The sequence below is a fragment of the Sporolactobacillus sp. KGMB 08714 genome, assembly GCF_036598985.1.
GTDB lineage: Bacteria > Bacillota > Bacilli > Bacillales > Sporolactobacillaceae > Sporolactobacillus.
Genome location: NZ_JAUUBW010000045.1, coordinates 106,381 through 123,162 on the forward strand (window position 1 = coordinate 106,381; position 16,782 = coordinate 123,162).

The 16,782-nt window shown below is 50.9% G+C and carries 12 protein-coding genes and 1 riboswitch; of the genes, 9 read left to right on the forward strand and 3 right to left on the reverse strand.

Going from position 1 to position 16,782, the window contains the following annotated elements; genetic code table 11:
- The first annotated feature begins 26 nt into the window (after positions 1–26).
- Together Q6A92_RS16745 and Q6A92_RS16750 are read left to right on the forward strand one after the other, a co-directional pair.
- Entirely contained in the window at positions 27–2,033 is a 2,007-nt protein-coding gene (locus Q6A92_RS16745) for an FAD-dependent oxidoreductase (protein ID WP_332238787.1), read from the forward strand.
- 527 nt (positions 2,034–2,560) lie between these two features.
- Positions 2,561–2,872: a hypothetical protein gene (locus Q6A92_RS16750; protein ID WP_332238788.1), complete on the forward strand. Its 312-nt coding sequence runs from the start codon at positions 2,561–2,563 to the stop codon at positions 2,870–2,872.
- Here Q6A92_RS16750 and rnhA read toward each other — a convergent pair.
- A complete protein-coding gene (gene rnhA, locus Q6A92_RS16755) occupies positions 2,827–3,285 on the reverse strand; it encodes a ribonuclease HI (protein ID WP_332238789.1) in 459 nt (152 codons plus the stop codon). The two genes, Q6A92_RS16750 and rnhA, sit on opposite strands and share 46 nt — an antisense overlap.
- A gap of 439 nt (positions 3,286–3,724) precedes the next feature.
- Between rnhA and Q6A92_RS16760 the strand changes: the two genes are divergently transcribed.
- From Q6A92_RS16760 to Q6A92_RS16770, 3 genes are all read left to right on the forward strand, one after another.
- On the forward strand, positions 3,725–4,678 hold the full coding sequence (locus Q6A92_RS16760) for a ketopantoate reductase family protein (protein WP_274401369.1): 954 nt from the start codon (positions 3,725–3,727) through the stop codon (positions 4,676–4,678).
- A gap of 453 nt (positions 4,679–5,131) precedes the next feature.
- Positions 5,132–5,929 carry a C39 family peptidase gene (locus tag Q6A92_RS16765; RefSeq protein WP_274401368.1) on the forward strand — a complete coding sequence of 266 codons (798 nt, stop codon included), beginning with the start codon at positions 5,132–5,134 and terminating at the stop codon, positions 5,927–5,929.
- Between the two features lie 555 nt (positions 5,930–6,484).
- Positions 6,485–6,570: riboswitch (cyclic di-GMP riboswitch) on the forward strand.
- 258 nt (positions 6,571–6,828) lie between these two features.
- Entirely contained in the window at positions 6,829–9,618 is a 2,790-nt protein-coding gene (locus tag Q6A92_RS16770) for an SH3 domain-containing protein (protein WP_332238790.1), read from the forward strand.
- Positions 9,619–9,913: 295 nt separating this feature from the next.
- Here the strand turns inward: Q6A92_RS16770 and Q6A92_RS16775 are convergent, their stop codons facing one another.
- On the reverse strand, positions 9,914–10,498 hold the full coding sequence (locus Q6A92_RS16775) for a TIGR00730 family Rossman fold protein (protein ID WP_274401366.1): 585 nt from the start codon (positions 10,496–10,498) through the stop codon (positions 9,914–9,916).
- A gap of 452 nt (positions 10,499–10,950) precedes the next feature.
- A complete protein-coding gene (gene bacA / locus Q6A92_RS16780; RefSeq protein ID WP_332238791.1) occupies positions 10,951–11,757 on the reverse strand; it encodes an undecaprenyl-diphosphate phosphatase in 807 nt (268 codons plus the stop codon).
- A 712-nt stretch (positions 11,758–12,469) separates the two neighbouring features.
- Here bacA and argC point away from each other — a divergent pair.
- Genes argC through Q6A92_RS16800 form a run of 4 tightly spaced genes read left to right on the forward strand, consistent with a single transcriptional unit; the run spans position 12,470 to position 16,770 of the window.
- The gene (argC, locus tag Q6A92_RS16785; RefSeq protein ID WP_332238812.1) at positions 12,470–13,507 is read left to right on the forward strand and encodes an N-acetyl-gamma-glutamyl-phosphate reductase; all 1,038 of its coding nucleotides are present in this window, start codon (positions 12,470–12,472) and stop codon (positions 13,505–13,507) included.
- 22 nt (positions 13,508–13,529) lie between these two features.
- Positions 13,530–14,747 carry a bifunctional ornithine acetyltransferase/N-acetylglutamate synthase gene (gene argJ, locus Q6A92_RS16790; RefSeq protein WP_332238813.1) on the forward strand — a complete coding sequence of 406 codons (1,218 nt, stop codon included), beginning with the start codon at positions 13,530–13,532 and terminating at the stop codon, positions 14,745–14,747.
- A 33-nt stretch (positions 14,748–14,780) separates the two neighbouring features.
- On the forward strand, positions 14,781–15,584 hold the full coding sequence (argB, locus tag Q6A92_RS16795; protein ID WP_274401364.1) for an acetylglutamate kinase: 804 nt from the start codon (positions 14,781–14,783) through the stop codon (positions 15,582–15,584).
- Positions 15,577–16,770 carry an aspartate aminotransferase family protein gene (locus Q6A92_RS16800; protein ID WP_332238792.1) on the forward strand — a complete coding sequence of 398 codons (1,194 nt, stop codon included), beginning with the start codon at positions 15,577–15,579 and terminating at the stop codon, positions 16,768–16,770. The genes argB and Q6A92_RS16800 overlap by 8 nt, the downstream gene beginning before the upstream one ends.
- The last annotated feature ends 12 nt before the right edge of the window (positions 16,771–16,782 follow it).

Here is a 16,782-nt window from a genome sequence, read left to right on the forward strand (position 1 = left end):
CATTAAAAAAAGGAGGGGCAGTAAAAATGTACGAAGCTTTATTCAAACCAATCAGAATCGGGAAGTTGGAGGTCAAAAACAGGATATCGATGGCGCCGATGGGTGCTTTCGGACTTGTCGACAATGAAGGGTGCTACAATCAGAGGGCGGCGGATTATTACGTTGAGCGGGCGAAAGGCGGCACGGGATTAATCATTACGAGCATCACCAAAGTTGAAAATAAACTGGATAAGGTGGTTTCCGGCATCATTCCGGTTGTTTCGGAAAATCCGGGGAGATTTCTGATGACCTCAGCCGAAATGACAGAGCGCGTGCATGCGTACGGAACGAAGATATTCCTGCAGCTGACCATGGGCTTCGGAAGAAGCGGAGTACCGGGCGCGCTGCTCACTGCCCCGCCGGTTTCCGCTTCAAGCATACCGAACTACTGGGATCCCTCTGTTACTTGTAACGAGCTGACCACTTCTGAAGTAGAGTGGATTGTTCAGCAATTTATTGAAAGCGCCGATATAGCGAAAAAGGCAGGATTCGACGGTGTTGAAATTCACGCCGTTCATGAAGGCTATCTGCTCGATCAGTTTACCCTGTCGCTGTTCAACAGACGGACCGACAAATATGGAGGAGATCTGAAGGGCCGTCTGACGCTGCCGGCCGAAATCGTACAGGGAATTAAAAAGAGATGCGGCAAGGACTTTCCGGTGGGACTGCGCTACAGTGTAAAGAGCTGTATCAAGGACTGGCGCCAGGGCGGGCTTCCCGATGAGGATTACATTGAAAAAGGACGGGACCTCGAGGAAGGAATCGAGGCAGCGAAAATTCTGGAAGCAGCGGGCTATGATGAACTGAATACGGACCTCGGGACGTACGATGCGTGGTACTGGTCGCATCCGCCGGTCTATCAAAAAGAAGGATTGTATCTCCCTTATACTAAAAAATTAAAGGAAGCGGTCCATATACCGGTGATCGTGGCCGGAAAACTCGGTGTTCCGGAAACGGCAGAAAAATCGCTGGAGGACGGCTCGGCGGATATGATCGGACTGGGGCGGCCGCTGCTGACGGATCCCTACTGGCCGAAGAAGGTAATGAATCATCAGGTGGAGCGCATCCGCCCGTGTATCGGCTGTCACGTCGGCTGCCTCGGCCGCGGATTTGAAGGAAAACCGCTGAGCTGCGCAGTTAACCCGGCATGCGGAAGGGAAAGATATTATGAACCGAAGCCGGTGCTTTCTGCAAAGAAAGTGATGGTTGTCGGCGGCGGAGTCGCAGGAATGGAAGCGGCCAGAGTCGCGGCGCTCAGGGGACACAAGGTCACGCTTTACGAGAAAAGCGGCAGACTGGGCGGGCAGATCATACCCGGCTCCGTCCCTGAATTTAAGATAGATGACCGAAGATTGCTCGCATGGTACAAAAATGAACTGGAAAGGCTGGATATTCCGGTACTGAACGGTACGGAAGTAACCGAAGAGCTCGTTAGAAAAGAAAATCCGGACGTCGTCATTGTTGCAACAGGCGCCGGTGAGATCCATTTGGATGTGCCCGGCGGCGACAAAGATAAGGTGGCGACTCCCATTGAAATTCTTGAAAGCAAAAAAACGGCCGGGAAGGATGTCCTGATTGTCGGCGGCGGACTTGTAGGGTGTGAAACAGCTTTGTACCTTGCTCAGGACGGAAGAAATGTCACGATCGTTGAAGCACAGAACGAAATATTAAGCAGCGGCGGCGGCAAGCCGATTCCGCATATGAACAAGATTATGCTCATTGACCTGCTTCATCAATACGACGTCAAGGTGATCACGAATAGTTCGCTGACAGAAGTGACCGATGAAGGCGCGGTGCTGATCAACGATCAGTTCCGGAAACAGTTCCTGGCTGCAGATACGGTCGTGATTTCGGTCGGGTTTAAGCCCAATCAGACGCTTTATAATAAACTCAATGGAAAAATTGCCGATTTGTATTTGATCGGCGACGCTTACCGGGCGGCAAATATCATGAGCGCCGTCTGGAGCGGGAACGAAATAGGCCTGAACTGCTGAGAAAACAATCCCGGTGAGCCAGGTCGGCGATGCGGCGCCGGAAGCCGCATGCGAGTCGAAGTCATGTTTCTTGCCGAAAGGATCGCGTTGTATACCGGATCAACCGGATACGGAACGCGATCCTTCTGCCTGCTTCGGAAGATGCCGGCCGGCGCGGGGAACTTATCGGTTATTAAGGTTATTAAGCCTGATTGATTCCGTTGCGATGAGTTTAAAACGGCCGATGCGCCCGGTTTATCGGCTGCGGCCGCTTATCGGTCTGGGGCGACGGATTCGGTCATGCCGGCCGTTTATTCGGTCAACATGGGAGCGGTATCGGTCATCACCGGCGGTTTATCGGTCGTGAGTCATTGTTTTTCGGTCGGCTGCGGCCGCTTATCGGTCTGGGGCGACGGATTCGGTCATGCCGGCCGTTTATTCGGTCAACATGGGAGCGGTATCGGTCATCCCGGGCAGTTTAACGGTCGTGAGCCATCGTTTTTCGGTCGGCTGCGGCCGCTTATCGGTCTGGGGCGATGGATTCGGTCATGCCGGCCGTTTATTCGGTCAATTTGGGAGCGGTATCGGTCATCCCGGGCGGTTTATCGGTCGTGAGTCATCGTTTTTCGGTCGGCTGCGGCCGCTTATCGGTCTGGGCGATGGATTCGGTCATGCCGGCCGTTTATTCGGTCAATTTGGGAGCGGTATCGGTCATCCCGGGCGGTTTATCGGTCGTGAACTGCCGTTTTTCGGTCGGCTGCGGCCGCTTATCGGTCTGGAGCGATGGATTCGGTCATGCCGGCCGTTTATTCGGTCAGCTCTCTTTCTCGATCTCGTCCATCCCGCGGTTAGCGAGCTGATCCGCCCGTTCATTAAGCGCGACGCCGTGGTGTCCCCTGACTTTGTTAAAGGTAATCGATTTTTGTCCGGCGGCCAGTTCGTTCAGCCGGATCCAGAGTTCTTTATTTTTGACAGACGATCCGCCCGCCGTTTTCCAGCCTTTTTTTATCCAGCCCGGCACCCAATTGTTCATTCCGTTGACGACATATGCACTGTCAATGTAAAAGACGACGGGAATGTGGTCGGTTTTCAAAGCTTCAAGAGCTTTAATAGCGGCGGTCAATTCCATGATGTTGTTTGTCGTGTTTTTCGCGCCGCCGCAGAGCTCCTTTGTATGTTCCCCGAATTTAAGAACAGCTCCCCAACCGCCGATGTTCCGTTCACTCTGATTGCCTCGGCATCCGCCATCGCAATAGATAATAATAGTGTTCAAATGCCTCACTCATTTCGTCTGATGATTTCTTTTGCTCCATTATATCAAAGGAGCCGGAAATCCGGCGACCGAAAGCAAGCAGGTTTGAATCCGATCCGTCGGCCGAAGTTAAAAATATTGCAAAAGATTCCGACGTATAATGTATATACGCAGGAATTCAGAATTCGTTTTTCTCAAATGAATAGATCGCTGCAGGATACTATATACTGGGCAAAAATAATGATCCGACTCTTCAGTTTTCTGCTTATATGCGCGTACATGCGGATCCAGGCTGCTGTGAACGAACGATATAATCGTAAAAAGATTTCGATGAAAATGTCATGATCGTTCGTATGCTGTAAAATAAGACTAAGGACACCCGGAAACAGAGAAAAACTGTTCGGGAGAACAGTCAAAGGATGAACGGAAAGATAAATCTGCTTAATGAGGGGTGTTTGTTTTGAAAGTTGCGGTACTGGGGGCCGGTGCGATTGGTTGCTTCTTCGGCGGGCTGCTGGCCAGGGAAAAACAGGATGTGACGTTTGTGGCAAGAGGTCGGACCCTGGATTACCTGCTGAGTCACGATCTGATGGTGAAAAGTATCAACGGTGATTTTTCGCTGCCCGTCAAAGCAGCAGACGCTGAACATCTTCAGCGGCAGGAGACGGATTTTGACTTTGTTCTGCTGTCGGTAAAATCGACGGCTCTGACAGACGTTATGCCAGCGCTTCGGGTACTCACCGGCCAAGGGACCCGGATTATCTGCCTTTTAAACGGAATCGGCAATGAAGAAAAACTGGCGGATGAATTCGGCGCGGACCGGATAGTCGGAGGTTCGGCTTTTATTTCAATTATCCGTGAAGCTCCGGGTATTGTGAATCATGTCGGGGAAGGCACTCTGGTCATCGGCGGGTGGCAAGGGGACGGCCCGGCCGGCGTCCCTAATAAGAAACTTGACGAATTGGCAGGTGTTTTGCGGTCGGCAGGGATAAAGGCGGAAGTGACGGATCATATTCGCCGGATCAAATGGGAAAAGTTATTGTGGAATATTACTTATAATCCTGTAACGGCCCTTACCGGGACCAGAGTAGGAGAGGCGCTGGACGATCCGGATGTGCGGCGGCTTCTTCTCGACATGAAGAGTGAATTCATGAAAACGGCACGTGCCGCAGGAGTGGCAATCAGACCGAAATTCTCCGATAACGTACTTCTTCCGAATAAAGAAGTCCGGAATCATAAGACGTCCATGCTGCAGGATCTGGAGAATGGCAGGAAAATGGAGCTGGAAGCAATACTCGGTTTCGCGATTGAGGTGGCTCACGAGCATCGTGTTCCCGTTAAAACGATTGAAAGTATTTATCATCTTCTTTGTTTCATTGAAAGAAAACGTACTTTATCACAAGGTGTCAGATAAGCATTTACCGGAGCCGGGCGTCACTTTCGCTACATGAATGAGCGGCCCTATTGACGGATTGAAGTCTCTGAACGCAGGAGCGAAACAATGTGAATTGAAGCGCTTGATGCGGCTGCCCATTATCGATTTTTCGACGAGGGGCAGCTCTTTAACTTTGCGGCACGCCGAGCCGTTGGCTGGAAGTTTTTATTTTATCAGCGGATATTCTGCCGTGACAGTTTCTCTTTTTAAGTAAATTTTAATAAAAAAAGGCGAAAATAGACGATGACTATTGACATGCCGTATGATTTATTGAATCAGGGCCGGTGTCCGGTCCGTCTTCGGCGGAGAAACGGCAGACCGGTTTCATGAATTTTTGGCTATCATCAGCAGATAAAAAGCGTGGAATGGAGTGGAGAACGTTTTAAAAGTTTTTATGCAAGGACAGAAATGTAAATGTGGGGAGGCAGATATATGAAATTCGCCGGGAAAATTTCATGGCTTTTCTTTACTCTTCTCCTTTTTCTCATCGCCGGCGGCCTCCTTGTCGCGGGAGAAGTGGACAGCCGATCCGGCCGAGTGAGCACTCCGCAACAAGTAACGAAAAAGGAACAGACGACAGTTGAGCAGAAGAAAGTGAGTACTCCTGCTAAATCGGCGGCGAAGAATGTTCTGCCGCAGGAAGTGAAGCTTTCCGCACCGTTTACCAGTCAAAAACCCGAACTGCCGAATGGCTGCGAAATTACAAGCCTGACCATGCTTCTCAATTCGGCGGGCGTTCCTGTAGATAAGATGACACTTGCGGCGAAAGTAAAAAAAGTGCCTTTTTCTTCAGGAGGCTATCAGGGGAATCCGAACATCGGTTTTGTCGGCAATATGTATCATGGTGATACCGATGACCCGGGATTGGCGGTTTATCACGGACCGATAGTGGATCTGGCAAGACAATATCTGGGCGGAAGAGTCATGGATCTAAGCGGAGACGGATGGGACCAGGTTGAGCAGCGGCTTGCTTCAGGGACTCCGGTATGGGTTATTGTCAGCATAAATTTTCAGCCCGTACCTGAGGGAGACTGGCAGACCTGGCACACCCAGCAGGGAGACATGCGCATCTCTTTTATGGAACATTCGGTTCTTGTGACGGGCTATGATAAAGATAATGTCTATTTTAATGATCCCGAGATGAGCAGCGGCGGCAGTAAGGCGGATAAATCAGATTTTGTCGAGGCGTGGGAACAGTTCGGAAGTCAGGCGGTCACCTATACTAAGTGAAACCGATGAATGTCTGTTCCGGCCTTGACAGCATCTGGGAAATCATTCCTCCTGCTAATCCGCGATGGTCAGTGGCATCATGCAGCCGGCCGGGTGATCGAAATCTCCTGCCCGGCTTAGACGGAGTTTACGGAATACTTGTTTCAAATCAAAAAATATCGACGAACGGCGATTATAATTTGCTGGACGTCGATTTTTTTATGGCGGGCGGCTGCTTCTTCGGACTCGGCGTCGCCATTTTCAGCAGGGCCTGTTCCGGCCAACTCTGAAACAAGACGCGGGATAATTGTCCCGGATTTATAAAGGATTTTCCTTTGCAAGTGAGCAGAATGCCCTTATTGGAAAAATGAAAAGCTGTTAAAGAAAGTCTAAAATGTTTTAAATGTTATCCGATAATAAGTATGAGCAGTGTTTATAATTTCCTATGAAAGTGAGACCTATTTACGTATAAAAGCCGTATAAAGGTTCGAAAGTTGCGGGCTTAAACGGCTGTAATGTTGCAGGCATCCAAAATCTGGTTTATATTGAATAATATACAGCTAGTTTGCAAATCTCTTTTCTAAATGGCAAAGCTGCTGAAAAGCAGTGGCGCAAAGTCACAGATCTAAGGCGTGATTCGCTATGATGGCTGGACTGCCGTATTTTTCTCATGTTTGAGCGGAAACGTAAATGGAGGGAGTTTTTATTTTGCTTTTTGGGGATTTCCGTTTTTTGCTTTTTCAGCCTATCTTCATGCATCATTCCGCCCGGCCTGATAAATGATGATGAAAAGCGGCACTATGCATGCTCCTCGTCCTATAGAAATGGATTTCATCTATTAAGTTTTTCCTATAAAACAAGTTCCATATTATGACAAATTCTATTTTTAATTTTTTGCTGCAGTGGGGGTGTGGATCACATTGAATCCAAATCGCGGTTTGACAGTAATCGGCACATTTGCAGCGGCGGCCGCGGTGACGGCAGCAGCCGGTATAGTACCGTCGCAGGTTTCCGCTCAGGAATCTTTTCAGCCATACGAAGGACAGGCAACGGATGATCTGAATGTCCGCAGCCTGCCGGGGACCGATCAGCCGAAGATCGGCCTGTTCTATAAGGGACAGACATTTAATGTCATCGGAATCGCGGGGAAAAGCGAGGACGGCAATTGGCTGAAAATCCAATACAAGAACGGCGTTGCGTACGTTGACAGTGCTTATGTTGTACAAGTGTCTCAGCCTGCGGCACCGTCACAGGCAGTACAGAGCGTTACGGCTTATCAGGGCACAACCACTGATAGCCTGAACGTCCGGTTCCTGCCCAGTCTGACAGGGACCATTCTGACGACTCTGCGGAGCGGCACTACGGTGACCGTTACCGGAAAAACGGCGGACGGCTGGCTGCAGATTAAATATAATAATGGATCAGCCTACGTATCTGCGGCCTACGTTAAAAACGCCGGCACTTCCTCGGCGTCGTCGACAGCGAAAGTGCTGTACACGGGGACGACGACGGACGACCTGAATGTGAGAACAGGAGCATCGACGAGCAGTACGAGGCTGGCCACGCTGTCCAAGGGGACCAAGGTAGAAGTGGTCGGGACGAGCGGGAGCTGGCTGCAGATTGTTTATAAGGACGGGACGGCGTACGTATCTGCAGACTATGTGCAGAAGCCCGGGAGTTCAAGTTCCTCCTCGACAGCGAAAGTGCTGTACACGGGGACGACGACGGATGACCTGAATGTGAGAACAGGAGCATCGACGAGCAGTACGAGGCTGGCCACACTGTCCAAGGGGACTGAGGTAGAAGTGGTCGGGACGAGCGGGAGCTGGCTGCAGATCGTTTATAAAGGCGGGACAGCGTACGTATCCGCAGACTATGTGCAGAAGGCCGGGAGCTCGGGCTCTTCGTCGACGCCGAAAGTGCTGTACACGGGGACGACGACGGATGACCTGAATGTGAGAACAGGAGCATCGACGAGCAGTACGAGGCTGGCCACGTTGTCCAAGGGGACCAAGGTAGAAGTAGTCGGGACGAGCGGGAGCTGGCTGCAGATCGTTTATAAAGGCGGGACGGCGTACGTGTCCGGGGACTACGTACAAAAGGCCGGGAGCTCGGGCTCTTCGTCGACGCCGAAAGTGCTGTACACGGGGACGACGACGGACGATCTGAATGTGAGAACAGGAGCATCGACGAGCAGTACGAGGCTGGCCACGCTGTCCAAGGGGACCAAGGTAGAAGTGGTCGGGACGAGCGGGAGCTGGCTGCAGATTGTTTATAAGGACGGGACGGCGTACGTATCTGCAGACTATGTGCAGAAGCCCGGGAGTTCAAGTTCCTCCTCGACAGCGAAAGTGCTGTACACGGGGACGACGACGGACGACCTGAATGTGAGAACAGGAGCATCGACGAGCAGTACGAGGCTGGCCACACTGTCCAAGGGGACTGAGGTAGAAGTGGTCGGGACGAGCGGGAGCTGGCTGCAGATCGTTTATAAAGGCGGGACAGCGTACGTATCCGCAGACTATGTGCAGAAGGCCGGGAGCTCGGGCTCTTCGTCGACGCCGAAAGTGCTGTACACGGGGACGACGACGGACGCTCTGAATGTGAGGACGGGGGCGTCGACCGGGAGTACGATACTGGCCACGCTGTCCAAAGGGACTGAAGTGGAAGTAGTCGGGACGAGCGGGAGCTGGCTTCAGATTATCTATAAAGACGGGACAGCCTATGTGTCCGGGGATTACGTACAGAAACAGGACGGCTCATCGGCTTCGACCGATCCCTCCGCTCCCGGCGGGACTTCCCAGACGACATCCAGCAGTACAGAAGGCCTGATTACGACAGACGTCAATTTCCGCAAGGGGCCGGATACGACGTACGGAATTTATCAAGTGATTCCGGCCGGAACAACAGTTGAATGGCTGGCGGATGCACCGAATGGATGGGTTAAAGTCAGCTATGGCGGAAATGACGGTTATGTTTACGGCGATTATGTTAAAAAAGAAACGTCAACAACGACACAATCCGGAAATAATGCCTATAAAACGACGAATTATCCTATTTCATTCTCGCAGGCTCTGGAGGAAGAGCAGCAAGTCAATCAGTCGTCTCAGCTTGCCTATTATCTTAATCCGAAGAATTTTGCACAGGGAACCCCGAGCTATTTTCAGTTCCTGCAGTTATCTTCATTGGCCAATATCAGCCTTTCGGATATGAATCTTATTTTATCCGGCAAGGGCATTTTGTCCGGTTATGGATCAACATTTATCGATGCTGCAAAGAAAAACGGTGTAAATGAGGTCTATCTTGCTGCACACGCTATGCTTGAAACAGGAAACGGAACGTCCAACCTGGCGAACGGAATCGTATATAAAGGAGTCAAAGTTTATAATATGTTCGGGATCGGTGCCTATGATCAGGATCCCGAAAACGCCGGGGCAGCGATGGCTTACAGCGAGGGATGGACAACGCCGGCGAAAGCAATCGAAGGCGGAGCGGCCTGGATCGCCAAATATTATATTTATAATTCGGTCTACCAGCAAGATACGCTGTACAAAATGCGCTGGAATCCGTCGGCCCTGGTTGCGGGCAGCGCAGCGCATCAATATGCGACGGATGTCGCCTGGGCCGTCAGTCAGACATCGATGATCGACAGTATGTACAGGCAGATTGCCCAATACAGCCTTGTATTTGATATTCCTCAATATAATTAATTAAAAATATGAGCATTTTTAAGCTTATCCGGACAGTTCGGAGGCTTAAAAAATAAGCGCCGGAAAGGTTCCTTCTTCCCGCGCTTTTTTGTATTTCGGATTTTACGGTCAGACGAATTGACGCGATCGTCCGCTCAAGGTAACGCCGGGCAGCGTCAATATACAAGTAGCCGAAAAGAAATTATTATCCGTCTGAAAAAGAGGAGAAGACAGCGCAATAATGAAAAGCCGATCATGAATCTGCATGGCGGTCCGGCTGTGACGAAGCTGAAAGAACACTCATTTAGATATAAGCCTACTTGCTTAATTGCTTCCATTTGTTTCCGAGAAACGGAGGAACATAGGCTTCCATTTTGTCAAGCAATGTATCCGGATCGTCCGAAACCGTCAGCAGGTTAAGGTGCGATTCGTTGGCAAAGCCCTGATCAATACTGTGGCGGATCAGTGCGAGCAGCGGATCGAAATAGCCGGAAACATTCATGAGTCCGATCGGTTTTTGATGGAGCCCGATCTGTGCCCAGCAAAGTATTTCAAAAAGTTCATCAAAGGTACCGATACCGCCGGGAAGTGCAATGAACGCATCCGCAAGTTCATTCATTTTTTCTTTTCGGGCATGCATCCCGTCCACTTCAATCAATTCAGTAAGATGCTCATGAGCCATTTCGCCAAGTATCAGCCCCCGGGGCATAATGCCGATGGCTTCTCCGCCGAGCGCCAGCACCCGGTCGGCGATCTCGCCCATCAGGCCGATTGACGAGCCCCCATAGACGATCCGGTACCCCCTGTGTACGATGGCATCACCGAGGCAGCGGGCTGCTTCTTTGTATCGCGGATTGATTCCGAGATTGGAGCCTGCATAGATGCATATTGTCTTACCCATTTATTTCAACCTCCTTCGGATTGAACTTTAGAAAACCTTATATCATTGTATCGCAATTTTTTTATGGAATGCGGGAAGATAAAGAATCATTAAAAATACTTAACCAAAAACTGCTGTTCGCAGCGCTGTGAATTTTATCGGATAAAGAACGAATGGAGGATCGATTCATCCGCGGGGGAGATCATTCATCCGGGTCGTTTGAACAAGCCGCTTCCAGGTAAAGAAAACCTGCCGATGGGTGAGCCTTCAGGCAAAGCCGGGGGCCTGGCTGCGGCGGCACTAGTCGGCCGAATGGCGGGCGAACGGCTTGCGGCACTTTTATCCGGCCCTATTTAACCCTCTGAAATTTATACTATAGGGCAAAGAAAAATCCCGTACGGAATATCCCGGCTGAGTCGGGACTTTCCTTACGGGATCGATGATTCCATTTAGAAAAACGATATCTGTTCGTCTCAGGCGGCGATCAGGTAGACAGCAAAGACTGCCGCAATGATGAAACGGTAGACCGCAAACGGGACGAGTGTATAGCGCCTCAATAATTTCATGAAGAAAACGATGGCAAACATTGCCACGACAAAAGCGGTGATGAATCCAACGACAAAGAGCGGCATATCGCTTATCCTAAGGAAAGGAAGGCTTTTGTAAAAATCATAGCCGCTTGCGCCGAACATCATCGGAACAGCGAGGATGAATGAGAATTCGGCAGATGTTTTACGATCGGCTCCGGCAATAATACCACCGGCAATGGTCGACCCGGAACGGGAAAAACCGGGCCAAAGAGAAAGACATTGAAAAAGGCCGATTGTAAATGCCTGAAAATAAGACATCTGATCGAGAGAACGGCTTTCATTACGGTGAGCCAGGCGCTCTGCAAAAATCATCAGGATACCGCCGGCGACAAGGCCGATAACCACATAGAAGGGCGAGAACAGGACGTTTTTAATAAAATCACGCGTCAGGAAGCCGAGAATGCCAGCGGGAATCGCTGCGATAATTATATGCAGCAGGTTAAGATGACTGGGTCCTGCCGCCCGTTCGTTTCTGTAAAATCCAAATAAGCTCCACAGTCTTTTCCAATAAAGGACAACCACAGCCATGATGGACCCAAGCTGAATAATGACTTCGAATGTTTTGGCGGTGTTGCTTGTAAAATGCATTAAAGATCCGGCAAGAATCAGGTGGCCGGTTGAAGATACGGGTGCAAATTCGGTCAGCCCTTCTATTGCGCCCATAATGATGCCGATAATAATCTGAGTCAAAAAATTCACCAACCTTGAGCTAATGTTTTTTAGTAACAGTACATTAGCCCATATTATAGCATAATCCGATATGGCCTAAGTTTATGAGAGCATTAAAGTTTGATGAGAAATGACAGGCTGTTTTTGAAATAATAATAGATTGAGTGAGGTATCAGCATTTGTGTCGCACGAGGAGAAAAAAATAATTGTTCAAAAGGGTTGACTTATCTCATGGGCAATGTATAATGAATAACACACAAGCCAGAATGAATGGAAAAATTCTTCACGAAAATAGAAAACCGATGAGAAAGAGAGTAATAGTTTGAAGCTGCTCAAGCAAACCGGGAGGATGGGAGCCGGTGCAGCCGATCACTGTGAACCGCACTTTTTAGGTGACGGCCTGAAATCAGGAGTAGGGCCGGCCGGGTAGCTCCCGTTACAGAGAACCAAAGCAGATTTCTTGCGAAGCGTGCTGTGTTGTGCTCGAAAGTCGAAGCGCACCGGGAGCATCTTCTTCGGGAATAATCAGAGTGGTACCGCGGGTAATGTGAACAACGCTCGTCTCTTTTAACAGTAAAAGAGGCGGGCGTTTTTAAATGTCTTGAGATGAAAAAAGCCGGGGAAGGCTGTTAAAAAATTTTTTACAGCAGTCTTCATCTCTCTGAAGCGTCAGCTTATTAAATGAAGAGTGAAAAAAGCGAATGTTCTTAAACTGGAGGCTATTCAGGTGAAAGTGAAAGCAGGCATTGTCGGTGCAAACGGTTATAGCGGAATCGAATTGATCCGGCTGCTCATCAACCATCCTCTGGTCGAAGCGGAGATGCTTGTCTCCCATTCGACGCAAGGTTCCGATATTCAGCAGCTCTATCCTCATTTAACGGATCTCCTGGACAGGAGGCTGGAGGATTTTGATGCAGATGAGCTCGCAAGGCGTACGGATGTTGTCTTTTTTGCCACGCCGGCGGGCGTCAGCAAGGACCTGCTTCCGAAATGCCTGGAACAAGGCCTGATCTGTATTGACTTATCCGGTGATTTTCGACTGAAAGATCCGGCAGCTTATGAGAAGTGGTATCGTCAGGCACCGGCAGATCCCGCACTCCTTGCCACGGCAGTCTACGGTCTTTCGGAAATTAACCGGAAGCAGATAGAGGGGGCCAGGCTGATTGCCAATCCCGGCTGTTATCCGACTGCGGCTCTGCTTGGGCTGGCTCCCGCCGTCAAAGACGGAGCGATCGATCTGAGTTCGATTATTATTGACGGAAAATCGGGCGTATCGGGATCGGGGAAAAGTGCGGTACCGGGCAACCTTTACAGTGAGGTCAACGAAAGTGTGAAAGCCTACAAGCTCGGAACGCACAAGCACACGCCGGAAATTGAGCAGGCTATTGCGGCAATGAGCGGGGAAAAAGAAAGCCTCACGTTCACGACGCATCTCATTCCGATGACGCGGGGACTGATGTGTACCGTCTATGCCACACTGGCCAAAGGCTATTCGACAAAAGAATTTCTTGAAATGTATGAGCGGTTTTATGCCAGATCGCCTTTTGTCAGAATCCGGCCGCTCGGCCACTGGCCGTCGACCAAAGAAGTGGCGGGTTCCAATTATTGCGATATCGGACTGAATGTAGACGGCCGCTCAAGGCGCCTGATCATTGTTTCCGTGATCGACAACGTGGTCAAGGGCGCCGCGGGGCAGGCTGTCCAGAACTTAAATATTATTAAGGGATGGGACGAAAAGACCGGGCTTGCCCTCGCCCCGATCTATCCGTGAGAGGAAGAGAAAAGTGGAAAATATGATTGAGCAGTGTGCAGAACTGAAAGAAATAGAGGGCGGCAGCGTCGGATCGCCGAAAGGGTTTATCAGCGGCGGACAAAACATAGGCATGAGAAAGAGCAGGCCGGATATGGGCTGGATTTTTTCGGAGAAGCCTGCTGCTGCGGCGGGCGTTTATACGACGAACCTTTTTCAGGCGGCACCGCTGGTTGTGACTAAGGCGAGCATTGCGGAAAAACAGACCCTGCAGGCGATTGTCGTTAACACGGTCAGTGCGAATTCATGCACCGGCAAAGAGGGATTGGAAAATGCCTATACCACCAGAAAATGGGCGGCGGATCGTCTGAAGATTCCGGAACATGCCGTTGCCGTCGCCTCAACGGGCGTGATCGGACTGCAGCTGCCGATGGATAAAATACGGCGGGGCATTGAAAATATTTTTCTGGAGAGATCGGCGGCGCCGTTTGAACAGGCCATATTAACGACGGATACGAAGACGAAACACCTGGCCGTACAGTGCGCGATCGACGGTAAGACGGTCACCATCGGCGGCGCATGCAAAGGATCAGGCATGATTCGTCCGAATATGGCGACGATGCTTGCTTTTGTTACAACGGACGCGGCGGTTGATCCGGTTGATCTGAAGGCGGCACTGAAGACGGTGGCGGATCGGACGTTCAACCGGATTACGGTAGACGGGGACACCAGTACGAACGACATGGTACTGGTTATGGCAAACGGCATGGCCGAAAATAAAAAGCTGACGGCAAAGCATCCGGATTGGCCGCTTTTTCTCTCGGGTCTGCAGACGGTCTGCCGGGGCCTGGCAAAATATATTGCCGCTGACGGAGAAGGCGCAACCAAACTGATTGAAGTGCAGGTGAGCGGCGCCAAGGATGAGAAAACGGCCGAAGCGATCAGTAAAACCATCGTCGGATCGAGCCTCGTCAAGACGGCCGTCTTCGGCAGCGATGCCAACTGGGGCCGGATGATCTGCGCGATCGGCTACAGCGGCGCGTCTTTTGATCCGGGAAAAGTATCGCTGGCGCTCGGCGATACGCTCATGTTTGCAGACGGCCGGCCTGTTCCCTTTGATGAAGACAGGGCCAGAGACTATCTTGACGGAGACAGTATCGTAATCAAGGTGAATCTCGGCGAGGGCAACGGCGAAGCCGTTGCCTGGGGATGCGATCTGACCTATAACTACGTGAAAATCAATGCGTCTTACCGTTCATAAACCCGCTCGGCATTATTTTAATGGAGGCACACAATGGACCGTTATCTGATTATTAAATGCGGAGGAAGCGTTTTTGATAAGCTGACGCCGGCATTTTTTAAAAGTATCCGGAAAATTAAAGAAGACGGAATGTGGTCGCCGGTGATCGTTCACGGAGGCGGCCCGGCCATTTCGCAAATGCTGAAAAGGCTCTCGATTGCTACTGCTTTTCATCAGGGACTGCGCGTGACGACTCAGGAGGTTCTGGACGTAGCCGAGATGGTGCTGAGCGGGACAATGAACAAAAAAATGGTTTCCAATCTTTGCGCCGCGGGCGGCAGGGCCGTCGGCCTGAGCGGGATCGACGCCCGCCTATTTACGGCGGAACCGATTGACCTGGAGCAGCTGGGCTATGTCGGCAGGATCGTTTCGGTTGAGCCGTCGGTGATTACGTGCCTGTGCGGGCAGGGGTTCATACCCGTCATTTCACCGGTTTCGATGGATTCGAAAGGGCAGCACTACAATATCAATGCCGATCAGGCAGCGTCCGCTATTGCCGGTGCGCTGAACGGCAGGCTCTGCTTTGTCAGCGACGTTCCGGGAATCCTGATCGAACAGGACGGGAAGCTGAAACGGCTCGAGCAGGTTTCCGATCGGCAGATTGCCCGATTGATCGCTGCGAAAAAGATCAGCGGCGGCATGATACCGAAAGTCACGGCGGCGGTAGCCGGTCTGAAGCAGCATGTCCCGGAGGTTGTAATTATCAACGGAATGAAACCGGAATGCCTCATTGATTACACGAAGGGCGCCCGGGTCGGAACAAAAATTTTTCTGGAAGAGGAGGCTCTCCATGCTTAATACAAAATCAGCTGAAAAAGTTTTCCCGGTGATGTCGGCTTACGGGCGTTTCCCGATAACCATTGTCAAAGGAAAAGGCAGTTATGTCTGGGATGATACAGGGAAGAAATATCTCGATTACACGGCAGGAATCGCCGTACTGGCACTCGGCCATGTCCCCGATGCGGTCGAAGCGGTCCTGAAGAAGCAGCTGGATACCCTTTGGCACTGCTCAAATCTTTTTCATATTGCGTCCCAGGAAAAGCTGGCTGCGATGCTGGCTGATCTCTCATGCTGCGATCAAGTCTTTTTCTGCAACAGCGGAGCGGAAGCCAACGAAGCTGCGATCAAGCTGGCCCGCCGCTATGCGCATCTGATCAAGCATAAGGAAAACGGACATATTGTTACATTTGAACATTCTTTTCACGGCCGGACAATAGCGACGCTGACAGCAACGGCCCAGAAAAAAATTCAGGACGGATTCGGCCCGCTTGTTCCCGGATTCCGCTATCTGCCCTTCAATAGTGAAGAAGCCGTTCAGGCAATTGCCGAAGATTCGGATTGCATCGCCGTCATGCTGGAAATGGTTCAGGGCGAAGGCGGTGTCCTGCCTGCCGACAAGCCATGGATTGAGGCACTTGCCAAAGTATGCGGTGAAAAAGGCATTCTGCTCATCGTTGATGAAGTTCAGACAGGCATCGGCCGGACGGGTACGCTGTTTGCCTATGAACAGTACGGCATTGAGCCGGACATCGTCACGGTGGCGAAAGCGCTCGGCTCAGGCATCCCGATCGGAGCGGTCCTTGCCAAGAAAGCCGTCTCGCAAGTGTTCACTCCGGGCACACATGGGTCGACTTTCGGCGGCAATCCGTTTGCGACGGCAGCGGGTGTGGCGACGCTCGAAACTTTTAAAAAGCAGAATGTACTGGAACAATGCCGAAAAAACGCAGCCAGTCTGACAGAAAAATTGAATGGGCTTAAGAAAAAGTATCCCGGTGCCATTAAAGAGGTCCGCGGAAAAGGGCTGCTGATCGGTGTGGAAACTTTTGCACCGGCCATCGAATGGGTCAATCAGCTGAGAGAAGAGCATCGCGTTCTTGTCCTGACTGCCGGAAAAAATGTACTGCGCGTTCTGCCGCCGCTCGTTACAAACGAAGCTGAAATCGGTTATTTTACAGAGGCACTGGATAAAGTTCTGGGAAATTAAGAAAAAGGGGGC